This window comes from Rhizobium sp. NLR8a (genome assembly GCF_019685235.1).
Lineage (GTDB): Bacteria > Pseudomonadota > Alphaproteobacteria > Rhizobiales > Rhizobiaceae > Rhizobium.
On sequence record NZ_JABDWI010000003.1, the window covers coordinates 134,053 to 149,605 of the forward strand.

The window sequence follows — 15,553 nt, forward strand, 5'->3', positions numbered from 1 at the left end:
ATCTCCCCATCGATCATTTCGACGGGCTGGACACATTCAAAGACCTTCCCTCCGACGGGCGCTGCGTACGCGATCTCTGGTTCTGACAGGCTGGCACCTGTCGGCCTCGGGCAGGCAATGGCGCCTCAACCGCGCCGAGCCGCCTCGATCGCCGCGACATCGATCTTTCTCATCGTCATCATCGCGTCAAAAGCACGCTTTGCCTGATCACCGCCCGCCGAGAGCGCTTCTGAGAGGACGCGGGGGGTGATCTGCCAGGACAGACCCCATTTGTCCTTGCACCAGCCACACTCGCTTTCCTGGCCGCCATTACCGACGATGGCGTTCCAGTAGCGATCGGTTTCTTCCTGATCCTCCGTGGCGATTTGAAACGAGAAGGCTTCACTGTGTTTGAATGCAGGGCCGCCGTTCAGACCGATGCAAGGAATACCCGCGACGGTGAATTCAACAACCAAAACGTCTCCCTGTTTGCCGTCAGGATAATCTCCTGGCGCCCGAGTGACAGCACCCACCGCGCTGTCGGGAAAAGTCGCAGCATAAAAGCGGGCGGCATCCTCGGCGTCTTTGTTGTACCATAGGCAGATCGTGTTTTTTGCCATTATGCGGTCCTTCCCTCTTGGTTTGCAATTCCTGTTCAAATAAGAGGGAAACCGCCTTTCTCCAGCCCATACAGCTTATTTCGGCGAGGGCCTTGTTCGGCTTGATCCACGCACCCGGCGAAGGCGATCGCCGCGCAGGCGATACGCGCAGATCGCGGATGCGTATCGATGCCTGGCTTGACGGCGGCTCCGGCGCCACGACATCCATAAAGATCTGGAACCATCGCTTGCTGTGTCCGGCCGCAAAGCGTGTCAGACTGTGCTGGCTGCGCATCGTCTGCGCGCCGATTGAAAGGTACGAAGCCAATGCACAAGTTCACCGTTACCCTCACCCGCGAGATCGACGCCGATACCGCCGAGGAGGCAGCCTTGCTCCTGTATCAGGAACTTTCGAAGGGACCGGTCCCTGACCGCTACTCGGTCACCGACGAGAAGAAGGCGACCACGGAGATAAATCTCGACCGGAACAAGGCTGATGAATTCGCCAGCATCGATCACACGGCCGATCCCGGCAACTGGTAAGGCCAGGCGTTCACAGGGACGGTGGCAACAAATCCCCTGCTTTGCGCCGGGAGCGCAAGTGCGGTAGGTGCAGAATGCCGTTCCGGCGCGAATGCCGGATGCAAGCGGCCGCTCCATCGGAAATATGCCAGTCAAGGAAAACAAGTGAGCTCACCTGTCAAAATAGCCGTCGCCGGCGCGAACGGCCGCATGGGTCGCACCATACTGCCGTTGCTCGCGGCCGATCCGGCTTTTGCGGTCATCGGCGGTATCGGCCGTCCCGGCTCCGCCGGTGAAGGGCTGATCGACCGTGCGGCCGCAATCGCAGCCGCCGACGTGATCCTGGATTTCACGACGGGAAATGCCGCCGCCGAACTCGCCGGCCTCTGCGCCTCGTCAGGCGGGCCGGCCCTGGTGATCGGAGCGACAGGTTTCGAGCCGAATGAGATCCAACGGATCGCAGCCGCCGCCCGAACGATTCCGATCCTGCGCTCCGGCAACTTCTCCATTGGCGTCAACATGCTGGTCGGCCTCGTCGCCCAGGCTGCGCGCGCTCTTCCCGCGCATGGCTGGGACATCGAAATCCTCGAAGCCCACCACAACAGAAAGATCGATGCACCATCCGGTACGGCGCTGATGCTCGGCGAAGCAGCCGCTGAGGGCCGCGGCGTTTCCCTCGCATCCGTCGAGCGGCGTGGGCGTGACGGCGTCACCGGCCAGCGACCGCCCGGCGAGATCGGCTTTGCCGTCGTGCGCGCCGGCGGGCTCGTCGGAGAACACAGCGTCCTGTTCGCCGCCGCCGATGAAGTCGTGACGCTGTCGCATTCGGCTCTCGATCGCGGCATGTTCGCCCGCGGCGCGCTTGCCGCCGCCCGCTGGATCGCAGGGCGCGCACCCGGCGAATATGGCATGCGGGATGTGCTGGGCCTGACGGCAGAAGGCGCGAATAGACCGAGTGAAGAGGCTTGAGCACCTTCTTGAATCAAAATCTACACCGACACACTCTCCATCAGGATTTTCATCACGGCAACCTCCGATTCAGGCGGCATCCTGCAACCCCAATCCTGCTGGAGGTCAAGAGGCCGGATGGCCCGCCGCGCGGCCCCGGCCTAACCACCCACCAGCCGCCGCGCCATCATCACGTCGTCGATCTCTCTGCCATCCTCCAGCACGCCGCCGGGGATACGGCCGATCTCGGCAAAACCTTGCCGCTGGTAGAACCGCATCGCCGCCGAGTTTTCGGCGCTGACGAAGAGTTCCAATTGACGGATGCCGATATCGCGCGCGTGATCGGAAATCGTCTCCAGCAGTTTGACGGCAAGGCCCGTTCCGCGAAGCTTGGCGCAGACATAGACCATGACGATCGTGGCGCGGTGGGCCATCTTGCTCGGCCGCTGCCGAAACAGGCCCATGATGCCGACGGGTTCGCCTTCCTGAAAGGCGATGAAAACCGGTTCGCTCAGCCGATCGCGCCACTCCTGCTGAGACAGGATTTCCCAGTCTTCGTAGCGGCTGGCAAAGGAAGACGGATCGGCGCGAAGCGCTTCCAGGCGGATACGCCGAAAAGCCTCCACCTCGTCTCCACCTATGAGCCTGATCGTCACGCCGCCTGCATCCATCGCCACCTCCCGGAATATCGGAGATATGTCATCGCAGCCGGCTGCATTGGATGCAATCGGGAAAGCGGCGGGTTCGGCTTCTGTTGTCCCGTCGCGGCACGCCAAGGCTCGAGAGAACCTCGTCATGAGGGAGGTTGGAGGGCACCGCACCAACGAGGCTGGGAGAACCGGGCGCGAACGCTGCTCCCAATTCCCTCATCCCTGTCCTCGGGTCAGGCCCGAGGACAGGGATGAGAGAGGGGAAGTGGCGTCCGTCAAAGGTGCCCAAAGGACAAGCGTCCCCATGCAACAAACCTAACGACAGCACCATCACTGCGCCGGAGTTCCCACCCTGCCACCCTTGCGAACAGTCGGCTCGTCGGTTGGGCGGAGATCCCATTGATCGGTGCGGACCGATGGTCCTTGGGTTGGTTGCTGGCCGCTCGCCCCCGGTGCCGGTTCGCGGGTCGACCGCACGACCAGATCATCCGGTTCGAAGGCCGTCTGATCCCCAGGCCTCTCCATCTGAAACGATGCAATCTGATGGATGACGACGAGAAGAACTATCCCGACCGCCGAGCACACGAGCGCATAGAGAATGAAATATTTCAGTGCACATCCCTCGCTGATCGACAGAGCGGCCTTGACAGCAGCGCGAATGATATTTCGCACATCATTGATGGATACTTAGAGAGAAGGCAATAGATTTTAGCAATTCCTGGAAAATTTCAAAAATAGACAGCATGAAATAGAACTTTATTGGAGAAAATCGCGCAATGCCTCACGCATTGCTTGATTTCTTCAGCATCCCGGCCAAAGGCGAGGAACCTATGGCTGCAACAGCTCAACCCCGCTTGAACCGCATCCGGAATTCACGGGGGCTGCAGCCCTCGCGCTCTCGAAAGACGCGAGAAAAATAGAACGGGTCTTCGATGCCGACCATGGCTGCGACGGTTTCGATCTTCTCGTCTGACGTGGCGAGCAGTTGCTTGGCCTGGTCCATACGCGCCCGAAGCTGGAAGTCCTTGGGCGGCATGCCCGTTTCGGCGATAAATTTCCGCCGCAGCGTCGCGGGAGATATGCCATGCTCGGCGGCAAACGAGGCAAGGTCGAGCGGCTGCAGCGCCCTGCCCCGCAACGTCTCGACGAGATCGCCAGTCGCGCCCTCGCCTTTGCGACCTGCCGCAGCGCTCGCCTGCCGCGCAGCGGTGATGACGATGCGATGGAGCGCCAATGCCGCCGAGGCCTGTCCGAGATGGCTGTCGTCGATGAGATCAGCATGCAACTGCGCGAAGAGCCGCACCACCTCCTCGATATGGCGCAGAGTCACGAGGGGATGGCGCTCGTCAACCAGCCGCATCCGCACGAAATCGCGCGTGAACGAACCTTCAAACAGCGCCCAGCGCTCATCCCATCCGCCTTCGTCAGGCCCATAGGAGTGCGGGCGGTTCGGAAACAGCCAGAAGAGCGCCGGCCCCTCCACGGGCTGGCGCCCGCCTGCAGCGGTTTCGAGAAACCCCTGCCCGCGCTCCACCAGCACGGCTGCAAAACTCGGCAGCTTCCTGTCCTTGACGGCATGGCGCGCATGTTGCCTGCCGCTGCCGGCCACGGCAAGCCCGCCGGCGGCGGCAAGGGGAGATCGATAGATGGCCTCGGCTTGTGTCATGAGCGAAAAATCCAGCTGCAGCTTTCCTCCATGGCGGCCAGCCCACGCAGCCCGCAGGCTGAAGGCAGGTAAGTCAAAGCGGGGGTGAATGAAATGTCAATTGTCGCGAATGCCGCCGAGATGCAAACGCCCCTCGCCGCCCATGGTAAAACGATCCCCGCTGCAAGGCTCGGCGCACTCGCGCCGACCGATCCCGGAATTGGCACCGAGGCTATCCGCCACCGCTATGAGGAGCATGGTTATGTCTGGCTGAAAGGCCTCCTGCCGCGCGCCGAAGTGATTGATTTCCGTCGTTGGGTCTTCACCCACCTCGCCGAAGCCGGCCTGTTGGCGCCGGGCTATGATCTTGCCCTCGGCGTCGCTGCCGTCGGGGACGTCGACTGGAACCTTGCCAACCGCCGCCTGATGTCGATCGTCCGCTCGGCTGCCTATGAAGGCTTCTGTGCCCAGCCGCGGCTCGCGCACTTCATGGACATCTTTCTCCAGGGCATCTCCTATCTCCATAAACGCAAGCTGATGCGCTATGTCCAACCCGGCACGGCGGTGGCCACGCCCGCCCATTACGACCTCGTCTACCTCCGCGGCGGCACCAGCCGGCTCGTCACCGCCTGGATCCCGATCGGCGACACTCCTGCCGAAATGGGCGGCCTCGTCTATCTCGAAGGCTCGCATGCGCTCGGCCGCGGGATGGAGGCCGAATTCCAGGCAAAGAGCGGTGATCTCTCGCCGGAAGAGCGGATCAGCGCCTATAACAGCCACATGGCCGAGGGCGGCTGGATCTCCAAGGATCTGCCCGACATGGCCCATCGCTTTAACACCCGCTGGCTCGCCGCCGATTACGAGGCTGGCGACGTCGTGCTGCACTCCCCCTACATGATTCACGCCGCCACCACCAACGAGGACCGCGCCCGGCGGCTCCGCCTCTCTACCGATATCCGCTACCAGAATGTCGACGACGAAATCGACGTCCGCTGGAACAACCATTGGAGCCTGGGGGATATGCTGTAAGGCTTTGCTCCGCGCCGCAATGCTTCAGCCGAAGCCAAACCCGCCTGGGATCGATCCTTTGCGAACCAAGACAGCCACTGCGATATCGGCTAGACTTGCCGGCACCGACAGCTTGCTTGGAGGCGGTCCCCAGGAGCGGCGGGCGTCGGTGCAGGGGGAACCCGCATGTCGGCAATCGCATCTTTGTTTCAGGAAGCAGCCCGGCTTGCAGCCGGCTTTCGTGAGCGCGCGCCGGCACGCCATGTGCCCCGGCACGATTACGCCGCCTCGCTCGCCGCCTTCGACGAGCCGCTGCCGGCCGCTGGCGCCGAGATGGGCGATGTCATCAGACAGCTCGCAGCGGACGCCGAGCCCGGCCTGCACTTCACCACCGGCCCGCGCTTCTTTGGCTGGGTCATCGGCGGCTCTCATCCGGTCGGCGTCGCGGCCGATTTCCTCACCAGCGCCTGGGGCCAGAATGCCGGAAACCACGTCGCCGCCCCGGCCGCGGCCGCCGTCGAAACCATCGCGGCGAGATGGCTTCTCGACATCCTGAAGCTGCCGGCCGAAAGCTCCGTCGGCTTCGTCACGGGAGCCACGGTCGCCAACTTCACCTGCCTTGCCGCCGCCCGCGGCGAGGTGCTGCGCAAGGCCGGCTGGGATGCGGATGCCAAAGGCCTGTTCGGCGCGCCCGAGATCACCGTGCTGATCGGCGACGACGCCCACACGACGGTCTTCTCGGCGCTTCAATTCCTCGGTCTCGGCCATGACCGCGTGCTGCGTCTGCCGACCGACCCGATGGGACGGATCGATCCGGCCGCACTCGGCGACGCGCTTGCCCCGGTCAGCGGCCCCTGCATCGCCATTCTCCAGGCCGGGCAGATCAATACAGGCGGCTTCGACGAGTTCATCCGCTTGATCCCGGCCCTTCGGGAAAAAGGCGCCTGGGTGCATGTCGACGGCGCCTTCGGCCTGTGGGCGCAGGCTTCGGAGAAATTCAGCCATCTCAGCCGTGGCGTCGAGACGGCCGACAGCTGGGCAACCGACGGCCACAAATGGCTGCAGACGCCCTATGACTGCGGCTATGCCATCGTGCGCCACGAACTCGCCCACCGCCGCGCCATGACGATCGCCGCAAGCTACCTGCCGCTCGCCGCCGAGGGCGAGCGCGATCCTTCCCATTACGTGCCGGAGCTTTCCCGGCGCGCCCGCGGCTTCGCCACCTGGGCGATGCTGAAACATCTCGGCCGCGATGGCATCGCCGCCCTCGTCGACCAATGTTGCGCGTCCGCCCGCCTGCTGGCCGAGCACCTCCAGCGCGAACCAGGCATCACCATCTTGAACGAGATCACGCTGAACCAGCTCATCCTCCGCTTCGCCGCCGACCGCCCGGACGATGAAAGCGACGCCATCACCCGCAAGACCATCGCAAAGATCCGCGACGACGCCACCCTCTTTGCCGGCGGCGCCAAATGGCGCGGCCACGACGTCCTGCGCCTCTCCGTCACCAATTTCCAGACGACCGCGGACGAAGCCCGGCTGGCCGCCGACAGCATCATCGCTGCCTTCCGGAGCGTCAGCTGCGGCTGACGCCAGTGCTAATTAACATTGCGTCAGAGTCGCCATTGCATATTGCGTGCGCTGCCAAGTGCCCAGCCACCCGCCCCCCTCCTTCGAGGCTCCGGCCTCTGGCCTGCGCACCGCAACAACACGGGACGAGGGCGTCCACGCGCCGGCGCTGCCGAAGTTCCGCACACCGTAGCGGATCGGCTATTGACTCATCTCCGAGCAAAGCTACCGTCCTCTGTGCAGGACTAAGGATTCAGCCAGCACCCCTCCCTCGCCACATGTTCTCAACGGCCTCCCATGTCTCAATATCTCCCTGCGATTGCCGCTCTTCTCGCTCTGGTGCCGGCCGCCTCCCATGCCAGCGAGGCACGTGGCAAATCCACGCCTCCTCCGGCGAAGGACTGCGCTGAGGTCAGCGGAACTGCTCTGTCGGGAACAGCCGAGGGCTCGGCCTATGCGGCAGCCGAGCTCAAATGCGGCGCAAAGCTGTCGCTGGTGCTTCAACGCCAGACCGGCAGGAATGGAACCCTTCCCGTCTGGACCGTGATCGACCAGGTGACGATCTCAAAGCCGTCGCCCCGCCACGAGCTTCTGCAGCCGGCCTATTGCTCATCCAGCCGGTTTCCCGACGTCGCCGTCTTTGCGCTCGGCAGGATGGTGGAGCAACCGGATGGCTCCTATCGATCCGAGAATGTGGTCAAAGCCTGGCGGTTCGACGTCAAGCGCGAAAGGCTGGCGGCCATTCCCGCCGACGACGTGATATGTGTGTTGGACGGGGTTGATTGACGGTCTGTGTGGTGAGTCCGATGATAAGCCGCCCCTCATCGTTCGAGGCTCAAGCCTCCGCACCTCAGGACGGGGGCTGACCGTCGGGCCAAGCGCCGCCGAGGCTGACAACGAACCAAGGCCGCCCTCTCTCCGCCCTCCTCCTGAGGCGCCCCCGCAGGGGCCTCGAAGGACGAGGCCCGCCACCACGAAGCTATTGGATTTACTGGAACTAGCAGAAAGGCATAATTCCGGCTTCATCGCCGAACGGCGACGACCGAGCTGGCGCGGTAGCGCGACAGCTGGACCCGGTTGGATTGATTGCCTCCAAAGAGGTAGACGTATTGGCGTCGCTGATCGAAATGATCGAACAGGCTGACATGGAACCGCCTGCCGCTTCGGATGACAACGACGTCTCCCCGCTTCGCCGAGCGGAAGAAGACCGGCTTGCCAAAGCTTTTCCAGGATACCGCCATGTTGGGATTGGCCGGAGGCTGGCGAGACGATCGTTTGGCGACGAAGGCGAGGAAAGCTCCGCACCACGATGTTCTCCGGGGATTGATGCCGAGAAAAGAAATGGAGCGTTCATGCATGCGATCGTATTTCGAAGCCGTGACCAGCATGTCGGCCTCACACGGTACGGCAAAAACCGTGAGGGCTATGACGAGAATAATTCTCATTGCTTCTCACCATTGTCTGGATAATTTGGAACATCCGAAATGTGGCGAAGAAAAAATCGCAGGCGGAAACGTATGTTCAAATAATGGCAGCAATTAGAATCAATTTAGCCGCGTATTTCCACGAAAATACCCAATGATCAACGAGGAAGAGGGCGAACGACATGGCTTGAAAGCAGACAGTCCGACGATCGGAAATGCGCTGATTGCACACCAGAAGAAGGAGAGTGTCGCGATGAAAGCCGCCTTCGCCCCTAATGAGCCGGCCAGCCCCCACCAAGGCCCGATCATCATACCTACCGCAGCCTAACACCATTGCATAGCTCGGCTTGGCCACTCAACGAGATATATTCCCAGCGGCGCGACGAATACTTGGACCCAAAGGGCAATACATTCTCCTCGCGCTAAGCTCCCACCTGACTGCGCCAACCGGATCGGACTGCCTCGGCCCCTTGCTGACGAACAACCGATCCGGCGGGCAATGACGGTCGCGCGAGCTCCGTGCGACGTGCCGAGCAGCGTTGAACCGCGAGTACCAAGCAGCCTTGTTTGAGGATATCGACGCGGAAAGAGGGCTGTGAGAGCTTGCCGACGAGGTTTGAAAGATGGATTGTCGATTCCGGTTGGGCTGCGAAATCAGGCCTTGGCCGAGATCGCACTCAGTTCCTCGAGATCGAGATCCCGCTCCAGCTCGCGTAACGTTTCGTCATCGATATCGCCGGCGCGGTGGAGTCGGATGAGTTCCCGGCGTCCCGTTGCAACAGCCTCGAGAACGACATCGAAGTGAGCGTGGAGAACCGGCACGTAGTGCTCCGTTCTCGCGGCGTAGTCGACGATCGCTGTGGCCCTTCGCTGGTATCGCTCCAGCAATTGAGGATGGATGAGAGTCCCCTCTGCATCATACGCCAGGTTTTGTACCGTCCCGAGCTGCGCCTGCGCCATGGCGGCTTCGGCCTCACTCATGGTAAGGCGCGCCCGTTCCAACTCGGGGCCCGCCAGCCGCGCCCAAGCAATCACCCGCCCCAACGTCGTGCCCTGCACAAGTACGGTTCCGAGAATAACGGCGAACGACGTTACGAGGATGAGGTCGCGGCCCGGGAAATCTTCGGGCAGGCTGAGTGCCAAGGCGAGCGTCACCACCCACGTATGCCCGCCCAACTGAGGACGGCGGCGCCGCCGGCGCCCAGCGGTCGGGCGCGTTCGAAGCCGAGGACAGCACAGAACCGGATGACGAAATCGGAGGCGAAAACCCAGGCAAAACGCGCGATCACCAGCGCAAAGAGGATCGCGAGCATCGGCAGACCCATGGTCGCGAGCACGGTGGCGAAGCCGCCGCCGCGTTCGACCACGTCCCGAAGAGACAGCCCGATCAATGTGAAAACAGAAGCTTCCATCAGGAAGATCATCACGGTCCAGAAGGACGTGCCGCGCATCCGCGTTGCGGCTGAAAAGACGGTGTGCTGGTGCCAGGATGCGATCAACCCTGTGGTCACGGTGGCGATGACGCCGGAAACATGCAGCAACTCGCCGAGCAGATAGGAAATCCAGGCGAGCAGCACGGTGGCGGCGATGATGAGATACTCGTCGCCGAGACGCCGGACAAGTTTGACCCATGTCGTTCCGATAACGAAACCGACGACGGCGCCGCCAAGCGCCAGCACAAAGAAGTTGCCGGCCGCTTCCATCACGCTGAAAGTTCCTGTTGCGGCGGCGGCAACGGCAAAACGGAAGAGAACCAGACCGCTCGCGTCGTTGAGCAAACTCTCGCCTTCCAACAGAATTTGAAGTCGCCGCGGCAGCCTGACATGCTCCAGCACCGCGCGGGCTGACACTGCGTCCGGCGGCGAAACGATCGCGCCGAAGGCCGCGCAGGCAGCCCAGGGAAGTGCTGGAAAAAGAAGATGCGCAGTCACGGCCACGACCGCGCAGGTGAACAACACGGCACCGACGGCTAGGGAGGCGATGCCGATCATGTGGCGCCGTAGGCGCGCCAGGGGGATCGACCAGGCGCCGTCCATCAGGAGCGGCGGCAGAAAGATGACGAGCACCAACTCGGGATCGACGGTGATTGCCGGCAGCCCCGGCACGAAGGCAAGCAACGCACCACCGGCCAGCAGTGCGACGGATGGCGGCAGTGCGAGCCTATGGGCGGCATATTGCAGCGCGATGATCGCAAGGAACATCCCGATGACAAGCTCGAACAATTGAGTTGGTTCCATCTGCCCTGCCCCCGGCTTGGAAACTGACGTCGAATGCCTACAACATAATCTCTCGGATCGAAATCTACCCATCCCGCGCTTGTCACGGTTTTCCATATCAGCCAACAATTGCGCTTGGCCGTCACGAAAAGTTTGCATCGGTACGAATTTACTTGCCCTTCTTCAATGCGGCATATGTTTCTGCATGCAGGCAAGCGGCGTGAGCGGGGAAACATGACTTCAACACATGCAGACAAAACCGGTGATGCCGTCAGCCGAACCGGCTTTGTCGGATTGGTCGTTGGCGCCGTCGGCGTCGTCTATGGTGATATCGGCACCAGCCCGCTTTACGCCTTTCGCGAGGCGCTCAGACCGTTCACGGCCGATGGCGTTCACGAGTTCGAGGTAATTGGTCTCATTTCGCTGATGGTCTGGACGCTAACCGTGATCGTGACCTTCAAATATGTTCTGTTCCTTCTCAGGGCGGACAATGACGGCGAAGGTGGCACCCTCTCGCTTCTTGCCCTCCTGATGAAAAAGATGGGACGAAACGTGCCCGTGCTGTTCTTCGCGGGCCTGATCGGAGCAGCCCTCTTCATCGGCGATGCGATGATCACGCCTGCCCTCTCGGTCATGTCAGCGCTCGAAGGCCTGAAGCTGGTCACGCCGACCTTTGCCGAGTATGTTCCGCCACTGTCGGCAGCAATCATGATCGCTCTGTTTGCCGCGCAGTCGCGCGGAACCGCCGCTGTTTCAATGTTTTTCGGGCCGATAACGGTATTGTGGTTCCTTACCATGGCGGCAGGCGGCGTCATCCATATCGGCGACGACTGGAGAATTCTCGCCGCGATCAATCCCATCAACGCAGTCTCGTTCCTCGCCCATGCCGGCACCGTCGGCCTCATTGTGCTCGGCGCCGTTTTTCTGACGGTGACGGGTGCCGAAGCGCTGTATGCCGATCTCGGGCATTTCGGGCGGCGGCCGATTCACACGGCGTGGTTCGTGCTCGTCTTTCCGGCATTACTGCTGAATTATCTCGGCCAGGGCGCTCTCGTCCTCAGCCAACCTGCTGCGATCGCCGATCCGTTCTTTCTGATGTATCCCGACTGGGCCTTGCTGCCGGTGGTTCTCCTGGCGACACTCGCTACAATCATCGCGAGCCAGGCCGTGATCACCGGCGCATTTTCGTTGGCCCGCCAGGCGGTTCACCTCGGCTTTCTGCCAAGGCTGCGGATCAAGTTCACCTCGGAGACCAACACCGGCCAGATTTACGTGCCGAGCGTCAATCTTCTCCTGCTGATCGGCGTGCTGATGCTGATTTTTTCCTTCGGCGACTCGGAATCCCTGGCGACGGCCTACGGCATCTCGGTGACTGGGGCCATGGTGATCACAACCATGCTGGCCTTCCAGTTTCTCCGCGCCGTCTGGGGTTATTCTCTCGTGCTCGCCGCCGGCGTGCTGCTGCCGCTCTTGGTCATCGAAGTCGTTTTCCTGGCGGCCAATCTGCTGAAGATCTACGATGGTGGTTGGGTTCCTGTCGCCCTGGCACTGGTGATTATGATGCTGATGTGGACATGGACACGCGGGCAGGCCTATCTGAAGCGGCTGCGCGCGAACAACGAGATCCCGCTCGATTCCTTCATCCGCTCGATCGAGCGAAAGTCCGATCATTCGCCGGTTACGGTTCCGGGAACGGCGGTCTTCCTGACGAGCCTCCCCGACAGGACGCCGAATGTCCTGCTCCACAATCTCAAGCATAACCACGTGCTTCACGAGCAGAACGTCATCCTGACGGTCTGGACCGAGGATGAACCTTACGTTCCCGACAGCAGGCGCACCAAAATCAGCCAGCTGTCGCCGCGTTTCGTGCGTCTCGATATCACCTTCGGCTTCATGGACGAGCCCGATGTCACCAGGGCGCTGGCTCTCTGCCGGGAGGGAGGCTTCAAGTTCGAGATCATGAAAACGTCCTTCTATCTCGGTCGCCGCAACCTCGTCAGGACGCCGAACACCGGCCTGCCCGGCTGGCAGGAACGCATATTCATGGCTCTGGAAGGCTTTGCCATCGACCCCTCCGACTATTTCAACCTGCCGTCCAACCGCGTCGTCGAGCTTGGCGAACAGGTTGCCATATAAAGTCTGATGGCCTCGCCCTGCTTCGCGGCGGCAGCCTCGTCACCGTCGATCATTGCCGGGATTTAATTGGAAGTCCCGGCCTATCCCCCTTACACGCCAAGTCCCGAGACAAAGGAGAGCATATGAAGAGGCGGACTCTTGTACTTGGCGGCGCCGCGATTGCCGCATCGTCGGTCGTTGCTGCGGCAATCTGGCCGCGGCGACATGTCGTGGCGGCAGCCAGGACATTCGCCTGGAAGGGCACCGATTTCCTGAGTGGCGGCACCAAGTCTGTCGCCTTGGAAAAGCTGCCCGCGCCGCTCTTCCGCACTCGCCCGATTGCCTCGTGACCATCGCCCAGACCCTTGGTCCCTGCCATGTCAACGACGTCCCGGCCCGCCAGGACATCTCGGAAGGAGAAGCCGGACTACCGTTGCGGCTGGCCCTCCGCATCGTCCATGCAGCCGATTGCCTGCCGGTCGAAAACGCCGATATCGAAATCTGGCATACCGATCACCGTGGTATCTATTCCGGCCGAGAGGCTGCGAAGATGTGTACGCTTGGTGATGCCGAGGCGATAAGCGGGCTCGCCTTTCGCGGTCGCCAGCTGACTGACATGACCGGCCAGGCAAGTTTTCTGACCGCCTATCCGGGATGGTATAGTGGCCGCACGCAGCATGTTCATTGCCGCATCCTCGTGGATGGCAAGGAGCTTCTCGTCAGCCAGGTCTATTTCGACGATGCCTTGAGCGACATCATCTATGGTGAGCATCCCGATTATCGTGGACGCCCCCGCCGCGATACGCGCAACGACGACAACGGCCTCGTTCCGCAGGATGCCACCGATCACATCTTCGATTTTGAAAAGCTGGGTGGCGGCGTGCTTTCCGCCACGATTACGATCGGCCTCTCTTCCTGAGCCGATAGCAGCGGAGCGACGGGTGAGCCCTTTCCACACGCATCATTAAACCAACGGCAGCATTTCTGCGTATTTCCCCTCGACGGCAGAACACAGACCGCGAGGGATGGTGGCATCGTCAGAGAAGGAAGCATCGCCCATATAGCCAAGCATACCACCGGGAGGGGCTGGCGAGATTGATGCTGAGGCTGCCTGCCACGCGGGCGACGATCAGAGCCGCCGCAGCGGGCCAACCCCATCTCTATGAGCTGTGCGGCGCCTATGGCGAAGCCTGCTCCGTCCTCGACAGCATGCGCAAGGATTGTCGGCCGATTCTGCGATCGTCGCTGAATACGAGATCATCTGCGCGGAAATAGAAGCCGACGTCTTGCGAACGCTGCTCGGCGACCTCTGATGGTCCCTGCCGCCACGGCTTCTCGCCGTAGCGGCGTGCGTCCGGCTATCCTCAGTGCAGCACGCCGTGATGAAGGATAGCGGCGATCACCGGGTCCGCTTCTGAATGATGCAACGGCTGAGGCGTGATCTCATGGTGCGAAATTTCGCTGCCGTTTTCCGGGCCAGCAAGATCAGCGGCTTCGATGGTGACGCCGTGATCGCCGTTGCCGAGTGTCAACCCGTGCTTTTCGACAGCCGCCTTGCCGAAGTGACGAAGCAGCAGGGTTTCATCCGATACACCGTTTTCCCAGATGGGATTGTCGTGATGGGCGCCGACCTTATCCGCAGCAATCTTGTCGGCAGCAAGTTTCAGGTCATTGTGGGATGTGACCCCGGTGTCCGATACGAGGCTGACGCTCGCATCCGCGGCGGCGAGGCTGTCGGCGCTTGCAAGCGTGGTAGGACCTTCTTCGATGATCGTGTTATCGCTGACGGGAAACGTGCCTGCGGCGATGATCGAGGGGGAGATGCTATATGGCGTGACATCACTCGCGATGAAATTGTCATGGAAGGATCCGGATGCCGGCCGGTCGACCTTCAATGCTGCCTGGGTCAGGTCATCGAAGAGATTGCCGTAAATATCGATGCCCTCGCGAACATAGGTCGTCGTGCCGGCGGAGCTGACCGACACGCCCCAGACGCCGTCATGGATATAGTTGCCTGATATATCGTAGTTGCGCGTATCGCCCGTATCGCCAAGACCGATGGCGTAAGACCAGCTGTAGCCGCCATAGCCGGATATATCGTTGTCATGGATAGCAATATCCGTGCCGGCCTGCGCGCTGATCCCGAAGCTGCCGCCAAGGATGGTGTTCCCCTCGATCACCGCGTCCACAGGCCGGATGAGCGTCAGTACTCCCTTCGGCGTCACCGCACCGGTCTGATCGAGATAATTGCCGGTGATGACGATGTTGCTGCTGTCGTTTAGCTGGACGGCATCCGCCGCAGTGCCGTGGGCGTTCGTGACGGTGTTGTTGAGGAGAGTGACCCCGTTGATCTTCTCAATCCAAATGCCGTCGCCGTTGACGTCATTGATCGTACTGTTTTCGATGGTGATGTTGGAGCCGGTCCGGAAGGTGATGGACCCGGATTTCGACAATCCGGTGTGATCGACCTCGACATTACGAACGGTCCAATTTGAGACATAACCACCATAGATGGCTGCGCCGCCGGTGTCTGAGATCTTGATATTCTCGATGACGATGTTCGACGTATAGAGACTGTGAATGGCATCATTGGGGCTGTGAATGACAGGCGCGTCGCCGACCCCATAGCTGCCGATGGTGATCGGGGCATCGACGGTGCCGGAATATTTCAGGTCGAGCTGATCGTTATAGACGGTGCCGGCCGCAAGCAGCACGCTATCGCCCGGCTGCAGCTTCAGGTTTTCCACTGCCCAGAACGACGCAAAAGGCGCGTCTGCACTGGTTCCGGCATTGGCGTTGGAGCCCGTCGCTGAATCCACATAATAGATTGTCATATCGCCTTGTTCTCGCATTGTCGCGCAACCGTCTGGCTCAGCTG

General features: G+C 61.5%; 13 protein-coding genes and 4 pseudogenes. 10 read left to right on the plus strand and 7 right to left on the minus strand.

From position 1 onward, the window contains the following. Positions 1-2: 2 nt before the first annotated feature. Positions 3-86: pseudogene (locus HJC04_RS32070) on the plus strand (GFA family protein); the annotation flags it as partial. Between the two features lie 39 nt (positions 87-125). On the opposite strand, the gene HJC04_RS06400 reads toward HJC04_RS32070, so the two are convergent. Further along, positions 126-599: a VOC family protein gene (locus HJC04_RS06400; RefSeq protein ID WP_210630901.1), complete on the minus strand. Its 474-nt coding sequence runs from the start codon at positions 597-599 to the stop codon at positions 126-128. Between the two features lie 306 nt (positions 600-905). Here HJC04_RS06400 and HJC04_RS06405 point away from each other — a divergent pair, with 306 nt between their 5' ends. Beyond that, positions 906-1,121, plus strand: a complete 216-nt coding sequence (locus tag HJC04_RS06405; RefSeq protein ID WP_210630900.1) for a hypothetical protein — start codon at positions 906-908, stop codon at positions 1,119-1,121. Between the two features lie 144 nt (positions 1,122-1,265). After that, positions 1,266-2,069, plus strand: a complete 804-nt coding sequence (dapB, locus tag HJC04_RS06410) for a 4-hydroxy-tetrahydrodipicolinate reductase (protein WP_210630899.1) — start codon at positions 1,266-1,268, stop codon at positions 2,067-2,069. Positions 2,070-2,209: 140 nt separating this feature from the next. Here the strand turns inward: dapB and HJC04_RS06415 are convergent, their stop codons facing one another. From HJC04_RS06415 to HJC04_RS06420, 3 genes are all read right to left on the minus strand, one after another. Continuing rightward, positions 2,210-2,719 carry a GNAT family N-acetyltransferase gene (locus tag HJC04_RS06415; RefSeq protein ID WP_221123861.1) on the minus strand — a complete coding sequence of 170 codons (510 nt, stop codon included), beginning with the start codon at positions 2,717-2,719 and terminating at the stop codon, positions 2,210-2,212. Between the two features lie 309 nt (positions 2,720-3,028). Further along, the gene (locus HJC04_RS31625; RefSeq protein ID WP_311044461.1) at positions 3,029-3,358 is read right to left on the minus strand and encodes a hypothetical protein; all 330 of its coding nucleotides are present in this window, start codon (positions 3,356-3,358) and stop codon (positions 3,029-3,031) included. 184 nt (positions 3,359-3,542) lie between these two features. Then, complete coding sequence (locus tag HJC04_RS06420) at positions 3,543-4,364, minus strand: AraC family transcriptional regulator (protein ID WP_221122696.1); 822 nt, start codon at positions 4,362-4,364, stop codon at positions 3,543-3,545. A gap of 93 nt (positions 4,365-4,457) precedes the next feature. Here HJC04_RS06420 and HJC04_RS06425 point away from each other — a divergent pair, with 93 nt between their 5' ends. The 3 genes from HJC04_RS06425 to HJC04_RS06435 all read left to right on the plus strand — a co-directional run bounded on the left by HJC04_RS06425 (position 4,458) and on the right by HJC04_RS06435 (position 7,706). Next, positions 4,458-5,372, plus strand: a complete 915-nt coding sequence (locus HJC04_RS06425; protein WP_221145352.1) for a phytanoyl-CoA dioxygenase family protein — start codon at positions 4,458-4,460, stop codon at positions 5,370-5,372. 165 nt (positions 5,373-5,537) lie between these two features. Continuing rightward, positions 5,538-6,941 (plus strand): pyridoxal-dependent decarboxylase, encoded by a 1,404-nt coding sequence (locus HJC04_RS06430; protein WP_210630896.1) that lies wholly within the window; start codon positions 5,538-5,540, stop codon positions 6,939-6,941. Positions 6,942-7,217: 276 nt separating this feature from the next. Next, a complete protein-coding gene (locus HJC04_RS06435) occupies positions 7,218-7,706 on the plus strand; it encodes a hypothetical protein (RefSeq protein WP_221145354.1) in 489 nt (162 codons plus the stop codon). A gap of 236 nt (positions 7,707-7,942) precedes the next feature. On the opposite strand, the gene HJC04_RS06440 is transcribed toward HJC04_RS06435, so the two are convergent. After that, positions 7,943-8,365: a TIGR02594 family protein gene (locus tag HJC04_RS06440; protein ID WP_210630895.1), complete on the minus strand. Its 423-nt coding sequence runs from the start codon at positions 8,363-8,365 to the stop codon at positions 7,943-7,945. Between the two features lie 133 nt (positions 8,366-8,498). On the opposite strand from HJC04_RS06440, the gene HJC04_RS06445 reads away from it, so the two are divergent. After that, a complete protein-coding gene (locus tag HJC04_RS06445) occupies positions 8,499-8,672 on the plus strand; it encodes a hypothetical protein (RefSeq protein WP_221122693.1) in 174 nt (57 codons plus the stop codon). Between the two features lie 326 nt (positions 8,673-8,998). Here the strand turns inward: HJC04_RS06445 and HJC04_RS06450 are convergent. Further along, positions 8,999-10,581: pseudogene (locus HJC04_RS06450) on the minus strand (Na+/H+ antiporter). Between the two features lie 213 nt (positions 10,582-10,794). Between HJC04_RS06450 and HJC04_RS06455 the strand changes: the two are divergent. The 3 genes and pseudogenes from HJC04_RS06455 to HJC04_RS31630 all read left to right on the plus strand — a co-directional run bounded on the left by HJC04_RS06455 (position 10,795) and on the right by HJC04_RS31630 (position 13,988). Further along, entirely contained in the window at positions 10,795-12,696 is a 1,902-nt protein-coding gene (locus HJC04_RS06455) for a potassium transporter Kup (RefSeq protein WP_221145356.1), read from the plus strand. Positions 12,697-12,818: 122 nt separating this feature from the next. Beyond that, positions 12,819-13,594, plus strand: a pseudogene (locus tag HJC04_RS06460) (protocatechuate 3,4-dioxygenase). Positions 13,595-13,708: 114 nt separating this feature from the next. Further along, a pseudogene (locus tag HJC04_RS31630) lies at positions 13,709-13,988 on the plus strand (nodulation protein). 51 nt (positions 13,989-14,039) lie between these two features. Here HJC04_RS31630 and HJC04_RS06465 read toward each other — a convergent pair. After that, a complete protein-coding gene (locus HJC04_RS06465; protein WP_221145358.1) occupies positions 14,040-15,509 on the minus strand; it encodes a right-handed parallel beta-helix repeat-containing protein in 1,470 nt (489 codons plus the stop codon). Positions 15,510-15,553: the final 44 nt, after the last annotated feature.